Origin of the sequence: Pseudomonas sp. Root569 (assembly GCF_001427465.1) — a bacterium.
GTDB lineage: Bacteria > Pseudomonadota > Gammaproteobacteria > Pseudomonadales > Pseudomonadaceae > Aquipseudomonas > Aquipseudomonas synxantha.
Genome location: NZ_LMGQ01000024.1, coordinates 449,335 through 464,675, shown reverse-complemented (window position 1 = coordinate 464,675; position 15,341 = coordinate 449,335). Strand labels below are relative to the sequence as shown.

General features: G+C 60.7%; 15 protein-coding genes. 5 read left to right on the top strand and 10 right to left on the bottom strand.

Features of this window, described 5'->3' with window-relative positions:
* Nucleotides 1-51: 51 nt before the first annotated feature.
* Nucleotides 52-2,400, bottom strand: a complete 2,349-nt coding sequence (locus ASD70_RS19570) for an FdhF/YdeP family oxidoreductase (RefSeq protein WP_046070432.1) — start codon at nt 2,398-2,400, stop codon at nt 52-54.
* Entirely contained in the window at nt 2,397-3,236 is an 840-nt protein-coding gene (gene fdhD, locus ASD70_RS19565) for a formate dehydrogenase accessory sulfurtransferase FdhD (protein WP_046070433.1), read from the bottom strand. The genes ASD70_RS19570 and fdhD overlap by 4 nt, the downstream gene beginning before the upstream one ends.
* A gap of 244 nt (nt 3,237-3,480) precedes the next feature.
* Here fdhD and lysM point away from each other — a divergent pair, with 244 nt between their 5' ends.
* On the top strand, nt 3,481-3,921 hold the full coding sequence (gene lysM / locus ASD70_RS19560; RefSeq protein ID WP_043047371.1) for a peptidoglycan-binding protein LysM: 441 nt from the start codon (nt 3,481-3,483) through the stop codon (nt 3,919-3,921).
* 107 nt (nt 3,922-4,028) lie between these two features.
* Here lysM and yrfG read toward each other — a convergent pair whose 3' ends face one another.
* Nucleotides 4,029-4,691: a GMP/IMP nucleotidase gene (yrfG, locus tag ASD70_RS19555; protein ID WP_046070435.1), complete on the bottom strand. Its 663-nt coding sequence runs from the start codon at nt 4,689-4,691 to the stop codon at nt 4,029-4,031.
* Nucleotides 4,692-4,778: 87 nt separating this feature from the next.
* Here yrfG and nudE point away from each other — a divergent pair, with 87 nt between their 5' ends.
* A complete protein-coding gene (nudE, locus tag ASD70_RS19550) occupies nt 4,779-5,345 on the top strand; it encodes an ADP compounds hydrolase NudE (protein ID WP_046070436.1) in 567 nt (188 codons plus the stop codon).
* Nucleotides 5,342-6,178: a 3'(2'),5'-bisphosphate nucleotidase CysQ gene (gene cysQ, locus ASD70_RS19545; protein WP_046070437.1), complete on the top strand. Its 837-nt coding sequence runs from the start codon at nt 5,342-5,344 to the stop codon at nt 6,176-6,178. Before nudE ends, cysQ begins: the two co-directional genes overlap by 4 nt.
* 111 nt (nt 6,179-6,289) lie before the next feature.
* Here the strand turns inward: cysQ and ASD70_RS19540 are convergent, their stop codons facing one another.
* The 7 genes from ASD70_RS19540 to rfbB are packed head-to-tail and all read right to left on the bottom strand — an operon-like array spanning nt 6,290 to nt 13,371.
* Nucleotides 6,290-6,745, bottom strand: coding sequence for a thioesterase domain-containing protein (locus ASD70_RS19540; RefSeq protein WP_056847205.1), 456 nt, complete (start codon nt 6,743-6,745; stop codon nt 6,290-6,292).
* 26 nt (nt 6,746-6,771) lie between these two features.
* A complete protein-coding gene (locus ASD70_RS19535; protein WP_046070439.1) occupies nt 6,772-8,157 on the bottom strand; it encodes a sigma-54-dependent transcriptional regulator in 1,386 nt (461 codons plus the stop codon).
* A complete protein-coding gene (locus ASD70_RS19530; protein WP_046070440.1) occupies nt 8,154-9,962 on the bottom strand; it encodes a sensor histidine kinase in 1,809 nt (602 codons plus the stop codon). Before ASD70_RS19530 ends, ASD70_RS19535 begins: the two co-directional genes overlap by 4 nt.
* A 34-nt stretch (nt 9,963-9,996) precedes the next feature.
* Nucleotides 9,997-10,878, bottom strand: a complete 882-nt coding sequence (gene rfbD, locus ASD70_RS19525; protein WP_056847204.1) for a dTDP-4-dehydrorhamnose reductase — start codon at nt 10,876-10,878, stop codon at nt 9,997-9,999.
* The gene (gene rfbC, locus ASD70_RS19520) at nt 10,875-11,420 is read right to left on the bottom strand and encodes a dTDP-4-dehydrorhamnose 3,5-epimerase (protein WP_056847203.1); all 546 of its coding nucleotides are present in this window, start codon (nt 11,418-11,420) and stop codon (nt 10,875-10,877) included. The genes rfbD and rfbC overlap by 4 nt, the downstream gene beginning before the upstream one ends.
* Nucleotides 11,417-12,292 carry a glucose-1-phosphate thymidylyltransferase RfbA gene (rfbA, locus tag ASD70_RS19515; protein ID WP_046070443.1) on the bottom strand — a complete coding sequence of 292 codons (876 nt, stop codon included), beginning with the start codon at nt 12,290-12,292 and terminating at the stop codon, nt 11,417-11,419. Before rfbA ends, rfbC begins: the two co-directional genes overlap by 4 nt.
* Nucleotides 12,289-13,371, bottom strand: a complete 1,083-nt coding sequence (gene rfbB / locus ASD70_RS19510; RefSeq protein WP_056847202.1) for a dTDP-glucose 4,6-dehydratase — start codon at nt 13,369-13,371, stop codon at nt 12,289-12,291. Before rfbB ends, rfbA begins: the two co-directional genes overlap by 4 nt.
* A 378-nt stretch (nt 13,372-13,749) precedes the next feature.
* On the opposite strand from rfbB, the gene aguA reads away from it, so the two are divergent.
* Together aguA and ASD70_RS19500 are read left to right on the top strand one after the other, a co-directional pair.
* Nucleotides 13,750-14,856, top strand: coding sequence for an agmatine deiminase (aguA, locus tag ASD70_RS19505; RefSeq protein ID WP_056847201.1), 1,107 nt, complete (start codon nt 13,750-13,752; stop codon nt 14,854-14,856).
* Between the two features lie 234 nt (nt 14,857-15,090).
* Nucleotides 15,091-15,318 (top strand): hypothetical protein, encoded by a 228-nt coding sequence (locus tag ASD70_RS19500; RefSeq protein ID WP_046070446.1) that lies wholly within the window; start codon nt 15,091-15,093, stop codon nt 15,316-15,318.
* Nucleotides 15,319-15,341 lie beyond the last annotated feature (23 nt).

The following is a 15,341-nucleotide window of genomic DNA, read 5'->3' as shown; positions in this document are numbered from 1 at the left end:
GGGGCTTGCCTGCGACAGCGGTGGTTCAAGCAACGAATAGTTCGGATCAAGTCAGGCCGAGCGTGCCATGATCAGCCCGCTGTCACTTGCGGCTTCTAGACGGATCGCGACGAACTTCGACGTCGGCGTGTGGCTACCCTCGCCAGTGCTTTCCAGCGGCACCAGTGGATTCACCTCCGGATAGTACGCCGCTGCCTGCCCCGCCGGAATATCAAACGCCAGCAAGGTAAAGCCCTTCACACGGCGCTCACGGCCATCCTCCCACAACGAAACGATGTCAGCCTTCTGCCCTGGCTTGAAGCCCAGGCGGATGATGTCGGCTTCATTGACGAACAGCACGTCACGCTGGCCCTTGACCCCGCGGTAACGGTCGTCCAGGCCATAGATGGTGGTGTTGTACTGATCGTGGGAGCGCATCGACTGCATGATCAGGTCCGGCACCCGGCCCGTGGCATGGGTGCGTTCGTGGATCAGGTCCTTGGGCAGGATGTTCGGGCGGAAGTTGGCGCGGCCCGATGGTGTGTTCCAGCGGCGTGCACCGGCCGAGTTGCCAAGGTAGAACCCCCCTGGGTGCTTGATGCGCTCGTTGAAATCCTTGAAGCCCGGGATGGTGTCGGCAATCAGGTCGCGAATGCGCCCGTAATCGGCCACCAGCCAGTTCCAGTCAACCGGTTTGCTGCCCAGGGTGGCGGCGGCAATCCCGGCCAGGATCGCCGGTTCGGACTTCATCTGCGCCGACAGCGGTTGCAGTTGGCCGTTGGAGCCATGGACCATGCTGAACGAGTCCTCCACCGTCACCGCTTGCGGGCCGTCGGCCTGGATGTCGATATCGGTACGTCCCAGGCACGGCAGGATCAGCGCGTCTTTACCGTGCATCAGGTGGCTGCGGTTGAGCTTGGTACTGATCTGTACGGTCAGGTCGCAATTGCGCAATGCTTCGAAGGTGCGCAGGCTGTCTGGCGTGGCTTGGGCAAAGTTGCCGCCCAGGCCGATAAACACTTTGGAGCGGCCTTCGAGCATGGCGTGAATCGCTTCCACCACGTTGTGGCCGCTGTCGCGTGGCACCTGGAACTGGAAGCGACGCTCCAGCGCGTCAAGGAAGGCTACCGGTGGACGTTCGTTGATGCCCATGGTGCGATCGCCCTGCACGTTGCTATGGCCCCGCACAGGGCACAGGCCAGCGCCTGGGCGGCCGATATTGCCGCGCAACAGCATCAGGTTGGCGATTTCCTGGATGGTCGGTACCGAATGGCGGTGCTGGGTGATACCCATCGCCCAGCACATGATCACGTTCTTGCCTTTTGCGTACATGCGCGCCGCTTGCTCGATCTCAACCAGCGTCAGGCCGGATTGCTCGACGATTTCTTCCCATGAGGTGTCGTCAATCTGGCCCAGGTACTCCAGTACATTGGTGGTGTGCTCGTTGAGGAAATCATGGTCGAACACCGCTTCCGTGCCTTCGGCCAGGGCCTGGCGTTCCCACAGCAGCAGAAACTTGGCCATGCCACGCAGGATGGCCATGTCGCCGCCCAACGCGGGGCGGAAGTAGGCGGTATTGGTTGGCTTGTCACCGTTGGTGAGCATTTCCAGCGGATGTTGCGGATGCTGGAAGCGTTCCAGACCGCGCTCTTTCAGTGGGTTGATACACACCACCTGGGCGCCGCGTTTCACCGCTTCGCGTAGCGGTTCAAGCATGCGCGGGTGGTTGGTGCCGGGGTTCTGGCCCCAGACGAAAATAGCGTCGGCATGTTCGAAGTCGTCAAAGGTCACGGTGCCTTTGCCCACGCCCACACTCTGGGCCAGGGCTACACCGCTGGCTTCGTGGCACATGTTCGAGCAGTCCGGGAAATTGTTGGTGCCGTAGGCGCGTACAAACAACTGGTACAGGTAGGCGGCTTCGTTGCTGGCACGGCCCGAAGTATAGAACTCGGCCATGTTCGGGCTGGGCAGTGCGTTGAGGTGCTTGCCGATCAGGTCGAAGGCCGCTTCCCAACTGATGGGCATGTAGCGGTCGGTCGCGGTGTCGTAGCGCATCGGCTCGGTCAGGCGGCCCTGGTATTCCAGCCAGTAATCGCTTTGCTCCAGCAATGCGGTGACGCTGTGCTTGGCGAAGAACGCCGCATCGACGCGGCGCTTGGTGGCTTCCCAGTTGACCGCCTTTGCGCCGTTTTCGCAGAACTTGACCATGCCGCTTTCCGGCGAGTCGCCCCAGGCGCAGCCCGGGCAATCGAAACCGCCGTTCTGGTTGGTCTTGAGCATCATGCGGATGTTTTTCAGCGCATTGTCGCTGGTCAACCAGGCTTGCGCCACGCTGATCAGTGCGCCCCAGCCGCCGGCCGGGCCTTTATAGGGCTTGTAGCGTGGGGTTGGGGTCTGGTCGGCTTGGTGGTGAAGGCTCATGGCTGCTGCTCCATCGCTGGGCTATAGACCCGTGGCGCGCTTTTCTGTGGCAAGTGGATGAGATTGAGGTTGTGCCGACGCGCCCATTGCAAGGCCAGGCCGGTGGGTGACGACAGGCTGACCAGGGTCTGGATGCCCGCGCGCAGGACTTTCTGGATCAATTCGAGGCTGCAGCGACTGGTGACAATCGCCAGACCGCCGTTGGTCGGGATATTTGCGCGGATCAAGGCGCCGATCAATTTATCCAGGGCGTTATGCCGGCCGATGTCCTCGCGACCCAGCAGCAATTCGCCCTGATTGTTCATGAACACCGCCGCATGCACTGCGCCGCTGTACTGGCCCAGTGGCTGGAATGCACTGATGCGCTGGCGCAGGCCATCGAGCCATTCGGTGGGCGGCAAGGGCGCGCCGGGCAGCACTTGCAGGTCTGGCAGTGCCTGTTCAACCGCTTCTACTCCGCACAGGCCGCAACCGCTGGTGCCCGCCAATTGGCGGCGCTGCTGCTTGAGGTTCCAGAATGCACGGCTGGAAATCTGCACCTGAGCATATTGGGCAGAGCCGGAGCCGCTGATTTTCAGATCATAGATGTCGCTGACGTCGGTGATAATGCCGCTGCCGAGGCTGAAGCCGACAATGAAGTCTTCCAGGTCTGTGGGCGTCACCAGCATCACCGCCTGGCTGATATCGTTATAGGCAATCGCCAACGCCACCTCTTCGGCCAGCGCAGTACTGGCGACTTCAGTGTGTCCAAGATTGCAGTATTGATAACTCTGGCTGGCGACGGGCGCGGTCGTTTCGAGTGCGGGCGCCGCGCAGTTTGGGCGCTTGGCGTTCATGGGGCAGTACCACCGGCGGATTGATCAGTGTTTAGACTAGGCGCGACAAAGGGTCGCGTCTAATTGCCAGTATTGATCTGTTGATAGATGGCGTCGATCACGGCTGATTTGCCGCTTCACTGCGGGCTTATTCCAAGGGCGGATGATTTCAGCACTTTTGAGTCTTTGGTCGGTCTGGAACCCAAGTCTGTAGGACTGGTCTAGTCTTGGGCATCTGGAAATTAAATCCCAAGGAGAGCGCACCATGAGTATTTTCAGTTTTATCAAAGAAGCCGGCGAAAAGATTGTCGACCTGTTGACGCCGGGTAATGCGAATGCGAGCGAGCAGTTGAAGGAGCATGTGAGCAAGGTGGGCCTGGGTAATCCAAACGTGCAGACCACGGTGGATGGCGACAAGGTCACGGTAACTGGTGAAGTTGCCACGCAGGAAGAGAAAGAGAAGATTCTGTTGGCGTTGGGCAACATTGCTGGTGTGGCGAGCGTGGATGATCAGATCACTGTATCGGGCCCTGCGGTTGCCGCTGCTCGTTTCGTCGTGGTGAAAAAGGGCGACACCCTCAGCGCGATTTCCCTGGCGGTGTACGGTAACGCCAACCAGTACAACAAGATCTTCGAGGCCAACAAACCACTGTTGTCGCACCCGGACAAGATCTACCCAGGCCAGACACTGCGTATCCCTGAATAATACGCAGGACAAAATGTAGGAGGGGGCTTGCTCCCGATAGCGGTGTGTCAGCCAAGTATCAGGTGACTGAACACTGCTATCGGGAGCAAGCCCCCTCCCACATGGGTTTAGAGTCCGGCAATGAGATCGCGGTAACCTTCTACTGCTGCAAACTCTGCCGTGTCCTTTGGCCCTTTCTTGCTATCGGGCTCTTTCACCGCCAGCAGATGCCCCACGCCGAAATCGCGGGCGCTGCGCAGGATCGGCAAGGTGTCATCGATAAAGAGGCTACGGGCCGGATCGAAACGGATGTCGGCTTGCAAGGCTGCCCAGAATTGCGGGTTTTCCTTGGGGAAACCGTAGTCATGGGAGCTGATCAACCGCTCGAAATACGGCGCCAGTTCAATGCGTTCCAACTTCAATGACAGCGAATCACGATGAGCATTGGTGATCAGGATCACGCGCTTGCCGGCCTGCTTGATCGCCGCCAGGAACGTATCGGCATCCGGGCGCAGGGCGATCAGGTGGGCGGTTTCCAGCTTGAGTTCGCGCACCGGGATCGCCAGCTCAGTGCTCCAGAAATCCAGGCAGTACCATTGCAACTGTCCGGCGTTACGCTCGAACAGCGGCTGCAACTCCATCTCGGCCATGGCGCGGCTCACGCCGTGCAGTTCGGCGTAACGCTGGGGCAGGTGCTCCATCCAAAAGTGGTTGTCGTAATGCAGGTCGAGCAAAGTGCCGTCCATGTCCAGCAGGACGGTGTCGATGGCGTGCCAGGGCAAAGAGGGCATGGTGCGTTCTCATGTAAGTAAAGATATCCGACACAGACAATCGGAAAAGCCACGGTATAGTAACCCGATCACGCCAAGGAGCCGCTTATGCGCCAGAAGCCCACCGTCCTCGCCCGCGAAATAGTCGCCAGTAGCCGTTTGTTCCGCGTGGAGGAAGTGCAATTGCGCTTTTCCAATGGCGTTGAACGGACCTACGAGCGTCTGGTGGGGCGCGGCACGGGCTACGGGGCGGTGATGATCGTGGCGATGATCGACGAGGACCATGCGCTGCTGGTGGAAGAGTACTGCGGTGGCACTGACGAGTATGAGTTGTCCTTGCCCAAAGGTTTGATCGAGCCGGGCGAGGATGTGCTGGCGGCGGCGGATCGCGAACTCAAGGAAGAAGCCGGCTACGGCGCACGGCAGTTGGAACACATCACCGAACTGTCGTTGTCGCCTGGTTATATGAGCCAGAAAATCCAGGTGGTGCTGGCCACCGATCTGTACGAAGAACGCCTTGAAGGCGATGAGCCTGAACCGATGCGCGTGGAGCGGGTCAACCTGCGTGAGTTGTCGGCGCTTGCGCAAAACGAGCAATTCAGCGAAGGCCGCGCCCTGGCCGCGCTTTACTTGGTAAGAGACCTGTTGATCCAGCGTGGAGCGTTCAACGCATGAGCGAACTGTTTTTAGGCCACCCATTTATCGCCCCTGTCATTGAACTGGCGCGTCAGGCCGGTGAAGCCATCCTGCCGTACTGGCGCGCCGATGTCGCCGTGACTTCAAAAGCGGATGATTCGCCGGTAACGGCTGCCGATCTGGCCGCCCATCATCTGATTCTCGCTGGCCTTACTGCTCTGGATCCAAGCATTCCGGTACTGTCCGAAGAGGATGCCAATATCGATCAAAGCGTGCGAGCCGGCTGGCAGCGTTGGTGGTTGGTGGATCCGCTGGATGGCACCAAGGAATTCATTTCTGGCAGCGAAGAGTTCACCGTCAATATTGCCCTGATCGAACAGGGTCGCGTGGTATTCGGCGTGGTATCAATGCCTACCACTGGCCGTTGCTATTTCGGCGGCGCGGGCCTTGGGGCTTGGCGTTCGGATGTAAATGCCGCGCCCAAGCAGATTCAAGTACGCCAGACCCCGGCTGCGGGCGAAGCGTTTACCGTGGTGGCCAGCCGTCGCCATACCAGCGCCGAGCAAGAGCGCCTGCTGGATGGTTTGAGCGAAGGTTTGGGCGAGCTGAAACTGGCGAATATCGGCAGCTCGTTGAAGTTCTGCCTGTTGGCCGAAGGCAGCGCCGATTGCTATCCACGCCTGGCGCCGACGTCACAGTGGGATACTGCGGCGGCCCAGGGGGTGCTGGAAGGGGCAGGGGGCGAGGTGTTGGAGTTGAATGGGCAACCGTTCAGCTACCCGGCACGGGAATCGTTGTTAAACCCATTCTTTTTGGCGCTGCCCGCGAAGGCTGCATGGCGCGAACGCCTATTGACCCTGGCCAGATCTTAAGATCACAACAGGGCAAAGTGTGGGAGGGGGCTTGCTCCCGATGGCGATGATTCAGTCACTAGATACTTGGCTGATACACCGCTATCGGGAGCAAGCCCCCTCCCACACTTTTTAGCGGTGCAGGACGTACTGGCCGGTAAAGGTAACTGCCCTCTCTACGCTACCTGCATTCACAATCCATGTCTCCAGCGCCAACCGCGCCCGCCCATGACGCTTGTACGTCGCCAAAAAACGCTTCCACACCTTCTCTTCCGGCGCTGCGCAAATGGCTGTCGCATCCTGCGTCACCGGCAACGGATAACTGATCTGCCCTTCCTGAATCACGATATGCCCGTCTTCAATCCCTTCTTCGCGCAATTTCAGGTGCAGCCAACCCCAACCCGCGAGCACGGCGCCGCAATAAAGGCTGCCGCCGAACATGGTGCTCTTATGGTTGATGTTGGCTTGCAAAGGTAAATGCAGATGCAGTTGGTCGTCCTGCCAGTCGAGCACCTTCAGACCCATCTCCCGGGTGAGGGGGATATCGTGGTGCAAAATGGATTCCAGATAACGGCTGTCGCGACTCATGTAGGCCTCTTGGCAGGTTGCGGTTGTCACTCGTCGTCAGCGCCGTGGTTGGCGCTGTCGGCGAAGTTCAGGCCGTGCTTGCGCAGTTTGTCGTGCAACGTCTTGCGTGGCACGCCCAGGGCTTCTGCGAGGCTGCGCAGGGAACTGTGGGGGCGGGTCAGTTCGGCGGCGATCAGGCTCTTCTCGAACTGCTCGACCTGCTCGCTCAGGCCGCCAGGGGTGGAGGTCAGCACGCCGGCTGCCGGGTTGTCCTGGGTGTTGTCCAGCGCCAACTCCAGGCCCAGGGCGAAACGCTCCGCAGCGTTTTGCAGTTCGCGCACATTGCCCGGCCAGCTGTGGCGCAGCAATAGCGCGCGCTGGCCCGGTTGCAGCTCATGCAGGGGCAGGCCATGACGGCTGCTGGCCTCGTCGGCGAAGTGCTGGAACAACATCAGCGCATCTTCGCCACGCTCGCGCAAAGGCGGAATGCGCAGCGGCGCGACATTCAGGCGGTAATACAAGTCGGCTCGGAAGCGGCCCTGGTCGGCTGCCTGGCGCAGGTCTTCCTTGGTAGCGGCGATAATGCGGATATCCAGCGGGATCAGCTGATTGCCCCCCAGTCGCTCCACCACGCGCTCCTGCAACAGGCGCAGCAACTTGACCTGTACATCCAGGCTCATGCTTTCGATTTCATCGAGGAACAGCGTGCCGCCATTGGCGAATTCAAACTTGCCGATGCGACGTTTCTGCGCACCGGTAAACGCCCCCGGCTCATGGCCGAACAGTTCGCTTTCCACCACCGACTCGGCCAGCGCCCCGGCGTTGATCGCCACAAACGGGCCGCTGCGGCGGTTCGACAGGTCATGCAGCGCACGGGCGACGACTTCTTTCCCCGCCCCGGTTTCGCCCAGGATCAGCACATCGGCCTTGGTCGCGGCCAGCGCCCCAATTTGCTCGCGCAGGCGCAACATTTGCGGCGAATGCCCCACCAGGCGTGTGCTCAGTTGCTGGCGATCACTGAGGGCCAGGCGCAGGCTGCGGTTGTCCAGCACCAGGCGGCGCAGGGCCAGGGCGCGGCGCACGCTGTCGAGCAGGGCGTCGCTGGCGAAGGGTTTTTCCAGGAAGTCATAAGCGCCGGCCCGCATGGCTTGCACCGCCAGCGGCACGTCGCCATGGCCGGTGATCAGCAGCACCGGCAGGTCCGGGTCCTGACCGTGCAGTTCGGCCAGCAGTTCCAGGCCATCCATGCCGGGCATGCGGATATCGCTGACTACCACCCCCGGCCAGTCCCGCGACAAGCGTGCGGTGAGGCCGCTGGCTTCGCCCAGGGGCAGGACTTTCAGCCCGGCCAGGTCCAGGGTCTGGCACAAGGCCTGACGCAGGTGGGGATCGTCGTCGATCAACACCACCTGAATCTGGTTATCGATACTCATACACTGCGGTCCTCGGACGGTTGCAGACTGACGCCCGGCGAGCCGGCACGCAATTTCAAGGTTAACAGCGCGCCGCCTTCCTTGTGGTTGGCGAACAGCAGTTCGCCGCCAAAGGCACGCATCAGGGTGTCGCAGATCGCCAGGCCCAAGCCCAGGCCCTGGGTGCGCGTCTTGGTGGTGTAGAACGGCTCGCTGGCGCGGCCCAGGGCTTCCATGCAAAAGCCCGGGCCATTGTCGCGAATGTACAGGTTGACGCCCTGCGCAGTGGTTTCGGCACTCAGCCAGAGTTTGCGCGGCGGGCCTTTTTCGGTGAGGGCGTCGAGGGCATTGGCCAACAGGTTGCCCAGCACTTGGCGCAGGCGGGTTTCACCGGCCTGCACCCACAGGGTTGCCTCCGGCAGGTCGCGGATCAGCTCCACTTCCATCGAGCGCCGCCGTTTGGCCAGCAACGCCAGGGCGTCGTCCAGCGCCGGTTGCAGGGCCACGCTCTCCGGTGCATGGCGGTCGCGACGGGCGAAGGCGCGCAGGTGGGCGATGATCGAGGCCATGCGCCCGGTCAATTCGCTGATCAGCTTGAGGTTGCCGCGGGCATCGTTGGTGCGCTCGTGGTCGAGCAGGATTTCGGCGTTTTCGGCATAGCTGCGAATCGCTGCCAGCGGTTGATTCAGTTCATGGCTGATGCTCGCTGACATGGTCCCCAGTGCCGAAAGTTTGCCGGCCTGCACCAGGTCATCCTGGGCGCGCACCAGTTCCTGCTGGGCGTGCTCACGCTCGAGCACTTCCTGTTTCAGGCGCCGGTTCAGGCCCTCCAGGTCGCTGGTACGCTCGGCCACGCGCATTTCCAACTCGCGGCGAGCCTTGGCTTCGAAGGCGATGCGTTCCAGGTAATGCCGGCGGCGCTGCATGATCAAGCCCAGCAACAGCATCAGCACCAACAGTGTGGCACCGCCGACGGCCATCACTGTGCGCACCGGGCGGTTGATCAGCGAGCGTGGTGCGAGGATTTCCACGTTCCAGCCGGTCTCGGCGATGGCCGTGGATTGGCGCAGCCAGGCGCTGCTGCTCAGGCTCAGCGGTTGCGGGTCGCGGGTCGGGTAGGGCTGGATGGCAATGATGGCCTGGCGTTCTTCGGTGGTCAGTGGCCGCGTGGCGCGGAACCGCCATTGCGGGCGTGAGGTGAGGATCACCACGCCGTTGTGGTCGGTGACCAGCAATTGTTCCGGGGTATTACCCCACAGGCTTTCGGTGTGGTCCAGGTCGACCTTCACCACCAGCACACCGATGATCGTGTCGCCATCACGTACCGCTGCGGCAAAAAAGTAGCCGCGTTTGGCCGAGGTGGTGCCCAGGCCGAAAAATCGCCCCAGGCGCCCGGCCATGGCCTCGCTGAAATAGGGGCGAAAGGAAAAATTGCGCCCGACAAAACTGTCTTGTTTGTCCCAGTTGGACGCGGCCAGGGTCTTGCCGGTGGTGTCCATCAAATACATCACTTCCACCCCGGCCTGGGCGGCGACGTCCTTGAGCAGCAGGTTGGCGTTGACCAGGTTGGTGCTGACCTGGGGCGCGTCCAGCGCGGTGCGCAGGGCCGGCAGGTCGCCGAGGATCTGCGGCAGCACTTCGTAGCGGTGCAGGGTGCCCAGCAGGTTGGCGACGTAGAGGTCGAGGGTCTGACGATTCTGCCCGGCCAGTTCGCTGCGGTAATAGCGCTCGGCCAGGTGCTCCAGTGGCCACAACAGCGGTGCCAGGCATAATGCCAGCAGGGCAAGGCTGCGCCAGCGGGGTCGTCGCGCAAGGGGTGGAGTCATGGGGATCGCGCCTGTGGGTACAGGCGCATTATGCCTAGTGCTGCTGTGCAAGACACTCTTGCAATGCGTCCTGCCACTGCGGCTGGCTGACCTGCCATTGCTGCTGCAGCCGCTTGCAGTCCAGGCGCGAGTTCAGCGGGCGCTTGGCGGGCGTCGGGTAGGCGCTGGAAGGGATCGGCTCCAGTTCGGCGCAGGCTTTCCCGTCGGCCCGCAGCTGCGCGCCAATGGCCTCGGCGAAGCCGAACCACGAGGTTTCGCCTTGGGCGGTGAGGTGGTAGATACCCCATTCCCCGGCCTTGCCGGCTTGCCACTGCTCAATCAGCACACGGGTGCTGTTGGCGATGGTTCCGGCCCAGGTCGGCGCGCCGATCTGGTCGGCCACGATGCGCATCTGCGGTTTTTCCTGCAGCAGGCGTTGCATGGTCAGCAGGAAGTTCTTGCCGTGGCTGGAATACACCCAGCTGGTGCGCAGAATCAGGTATTGGCCACCCACGGCAGCAATCGCCTGCTCGCCTGCCAGCTTGCTCTGGCCGTAGACACCCAATGGGTTTGGCGTGTCGTTTTCGGTGTACGGGGCAGGTTTGCTGCCGTCGAACACGTAGTCGGTCGAGTAGTGGATCAGCGGGATGCCCAATGCCTTGGCTTCCTCGGCGAGGATGCCGGGGGCGACAGCGTTGATGGCAAAGGCTGCGTCCGGTTCGCTCTCGGCCAGATCGACGGCGGTGTGGGCGGCCGCGTTGATGATCAGGCCGGGGCGATGGGCGCGTACCTGTTGGCGGATCAGGTCGGCGTTGGCCAGGTCAAGCTGGTCGCGGCCCAGGACGATGAGCTCGCCCAGGCCCTGGAGCCGCTGTTGCAGCTCTTGGGAGACTTGGCCGTGTTGGCCGGTGATGAGGATTTTCAGGGAAGCCGTCACAGGAATAAGTCCGCGTCTTTCAGGTTTGCACCGTTTTGATCCTTGGCGGACAGCGTCGGCGTGCCGTTGAGCTGCCAATCGATGTTGAGATCCGCGTCGTTCCAACGAATGCAACGCTCCGCAGAGGGCGTGTAGTAATCCGTGGTCTTGTAGAGGAATTCGGCGTAATCGCTCAGCACCACGAAACCGTGGGCAAAACCCGGTGGGATCCACAACTGGCGATTATTTTCGGCAGACAGTCGCACGCTGGTCCATTTGCCGAAGTGCGGGGAGCTGCGGCGGATATCCACCGCCACGTCCAGGACTTCGCCAGCCGTCACACGCACCAGTTTTCCCTGGGCGTGTTCTACCTGATAGTGCAGGCCCCTGAGCACGCCCTTTTGCGAGCGTGAGTGGTTGTCCTGCACAAATTGCAGTTGCAGCCCGCTGGCTTTTTCAAACTCACGAGCATTGAAACTCTCATAGAAAAAGCCGCGCTCATCGCCAAAAACCTCGGGTTGGATGATCAATACACCGGGCAACTCAGTGGCGGTTACATTCATTTAGTGTTCCCGGCGAGCATGTACAAGTACTGGCCATAGCCGGTTTTGCCGAAGTATTTGGCGCGCTCCAGCAGATAGTCACGGTCGATCCAGCCGTTCTCGTAGGCGATCTCTTCCAGGCAGGCTACTTTCAAGCCTTGGCGGTGTTCGATGGTCTGTACGTAGGTAGAGGCTTCCAACAGACTGTCGTGGGTGCCGGTATCCAGCCAGGCGAACCCGCGGCCGAATCGCTCTACGTGCAGATCACCGCGCTGGAGGTAGGCATTGTTGATGTCAGTGATTTCCAGCTCGCCGCGTGGCGATGGCTTGACCGCCTTGGCGATCTTGATCACGTCGTTGTCGTAGAAATACAGGCCAGTCACGGCGTAGTGGGACTTTGGCTTCAACGGTTTTTCTTCGATGGACAGGGCACGGCCTTCTTGGTCGAAGTCGATTACACCGAAACGCTCTGGGTCTTTGACCCAGTAACCGAAGACGGTAGCGCCCGAAGGGCGTCCGGCTGCGCCGCGCAATTGATCGCTGAAATGCTGACCATGGAAGATGTTATCCCCCAGGATCAAGCACACAGGATCATTACCAATGAATTCTTCACCGATGATAAACGCCTGGGCCAGGCCATCCGGCGAAGGCTGCTCCGCATAGCTGAAGCGCACACCGAACTGGCTGCCGTCGCCCAGCAGGTTACGGTACTGCGGCAGATCCACCGGGGTAGAGATCACCAGGATGTCCTTGATCCCCGCCAGCATCAGCACTGAGATCGGGTAGTAGATCATTGGCTTGTCATACACCGGCAACAGCTGCTTGGACACGCCCAGGGTAATGGGGTGCAAACGGGTGCCGGAACCGCCGGCCAATACAATGCCCTTCATCATGCGATCAAATCCTTTGCGTCAGTGTTGCCCAATCGTTCACCTTGATAACTGCCATCCTGGACCCTGCGGCACCATTCCAGGTTATCGAGGTACCACTGCACGGTCTTGCGCAGGCCGGTCTCAAAGGTTTCTTCCGGAACCCAGCCCAGTTCACGCTCGATCTTGCTGGCATCGATGGCGTAGCGTTGGTCGTGGCCCGGGCGATCCTTGACGAAGGTGATCAGGTCGGTGAATTTCTCCACGCCGGCTGGGCGTTGTGGCGCCAGCTCTTCCAACAGGGCGCAGATGCCACGTACCACGTCGATGTTCTTCTGTTCGTTATGGCCGCCGATGTTGTAGGTCTCGCCCACAACCCCAGTGGTTACCACTTTAAGCAGCGCGCGGGCATGGTCCTCGACGAACAGCCAGTCACGCACCTGCAAGCCATCGCCATACACCGGCAGCGGCTTGCCCGCGAGGGCGTTGAGGATTACCAGTGGGATCAACTTTTCGGGGAAGTGGAACGGCCCGTAGTTGTTCGAGCAGTTGGTCAGCAGCACCGGCAGGCCATAGGTGCGCTGCCAGGCGCGTACCAGGTGGTCTGAGGCCGCCTTGCTCGCGGAATACGGCGAGCTGGGGGCGTAAGGCGTGGTCTCGGTGAAGAGATCGTCCACGCCGTGCAGGTCGCCGTAGACCTCGTCAGTGGAGATGTGGTGGAAACGAAACGCGCTCTTCGCCGGTTCTGCCAGCTTCTGCCAGTAGGCCCGGGTGGCCTCCAACAGGCTATAGGTGCCAACGATATTGGTCTGGATAAAATCCGACGGGCCGTCAATGGAACGGTCGACGTGGGATTCAGCCGCCAAATGCATGATGGCGTCAGGCTGGAAGCGCGCAAGTATGGCGCTCACGGTGGCCTGGTCGATGATATCGGCCTGGACGAACTCATAGCGGCTGTTGGACGCGATACTGGCCAGCGACTCGAGGTTGCCGGCGTAAGTCAGCTTGTCCAGGTTGAGCACTTCATGCTCAGTGTGTTGAATCAAGTGCCGGATCAGGGCCGAGCCAATAAATCCGGCGCCGCCGGTGATGAGAATGCGCATGTCGAGGGCCTTTTCCTTAGACGGACATTGGGCGAAAGAAGCATAGCTTGAGTTGTGAATCGGGCCGGCGCAAGCGCCGCGAGCATAAGGGGTTGATTAAAGCCCCTGAACAATGGCGATATAGACGTCTGAAAAAACAAACGCCGTCACAATGTTGTTGCCCCTGTTGACCCATCGTGCCTGTTCAAGCGGCACTATGGACAGCACGCATGGCGGCTTTGTTCTGTAAATCTGCCGTGATGACCACGCCACAATCGCTTTTCGATAGTTATCGACTACTTCATGTATTTATGAATGTTAATCCAGATTAACCGCTTTTAAAGCCGATTTTTATCCGTTATAAAGTCGAACTTCACCCCATTCGGAGCCCTGATCGCCATGACCACCCTGCACAGCACCCCTCGCGCCGATGGCTTCCACATGCCTGCCGAATGGGCGCCACAGACCCAAACCTGGATGATCTGGCCTGAGCGCCCTGACAACTGGCGCCTGGGCGGCAAGCCCGCGCAGGCAGCCCATGTGGCCGTGGCCAAGGCCATTGCCCGCTTTGAACCGGTGACCGTTGCAGTTTCCGCCGGCCAGTACGAGAACGCCCGTGCGCGCCTGGATGTGCCCAATATCCGCTTGGTGGAGATGTCCAGTGACGATGCCTGGGTGCGGGATACCGGCCCGACATTCGTGATCAACGACAGTGGCGAAGTACGGGGTGTGAACTGGGATTTCAACGCCTGGGGTGGTTTCGACGGCGGCCTTTATTCGCCGTGGAACCGTGATTCCCAGGTGGGTGGCAAGATCCTCGAGATCGAACGTGCGCCGCGCTACCGTACTGAAGGCTTGGTGCTCGAAGGCGGTTCGATCCATGTGGACGGCGAAGGCACCCTTATCACCACCGAAGAATGCCTGTTGAACCGCAATCGCAACCCGCACCTTGATCGAGCAGCGATCGAAGCGGTGCTCAGCGATCACCTGGCGGTGGATAAGATCATCTGGTTGCCGGACGGCCTGTTCAACGATGAAACCGACGGCCATGTGGATAACTTCTGTTGCTACGTGCGCCCGGGTGAAGTGTTGCTGGCCTGGACCGATGACCCACAAGATCCGAACTACGCACGCTGCCATGCGGCAATGGATGTACTGCAAAACAGCACCGATGCCCAAGGCCGCTCGTTCATCGTGCATAAAATGCCGATCCCGGGGCCGCTATACGCCACTGAGGAGGAGTGCGCCGGTGTCGACCCGGTGGACGGCAGCCAGGAACGTAACCCGACCGTGCGGTTGGCCGGTTCCTACGTCAACTTCCTGATCGTCAACGGCGGCATCATCGCGCCGAGTTTCGACGACCCGCTGGACAGCCAGGCCAAGCAGATCCTGCAGAACCTGTTCCCCCAGCACGAGGTGGTGATGGTGCCGGGGCGCGAACTGTTACTGGGCGGTGGCAATATTCATTGCCTGACTCAACAACAGCCGGCCCCGCAGAGAAATTGAGTGCAGTTGTAACAACGCCTTGATGGCAAGCGGGCACGGTGCGATTGCAGTGTGCCCGGCAAGCCCGCGGCCCAACCAGGTTGCGGGCTTTTTTATACCCGAATGCCAATGAACACTGGGAATTGGCATAGCTCTTGTATCGCTGTTGTAACAGTGGCCCAGGGTGATGACTGCACAGTTCTGTCACAAACCTTGAGTAAGTTAGCCGCTCACGCAGCAGGAGAGAGCGCTGAAATGAATGCCGATATCAACCCTATCTACACGCGCCCGTTCCACCCGACGCGGGTTAACGGCGACGCGATCCATGCGCTGGCGCTCTGGTTGAAGGCAAACGGCTCGAGACAGATCAGGCAAGCGCCTGACTGGCGCAGCGTGATGCGTGAACGCTACCCGGCGGGGTTGTTCACGGAGGATGAAGTGCGCGAGCTGTGTGACCTGATGTGTAACTCTAAGGCGCGCTGAGACCTTATGTGGGAGGGAGCAAG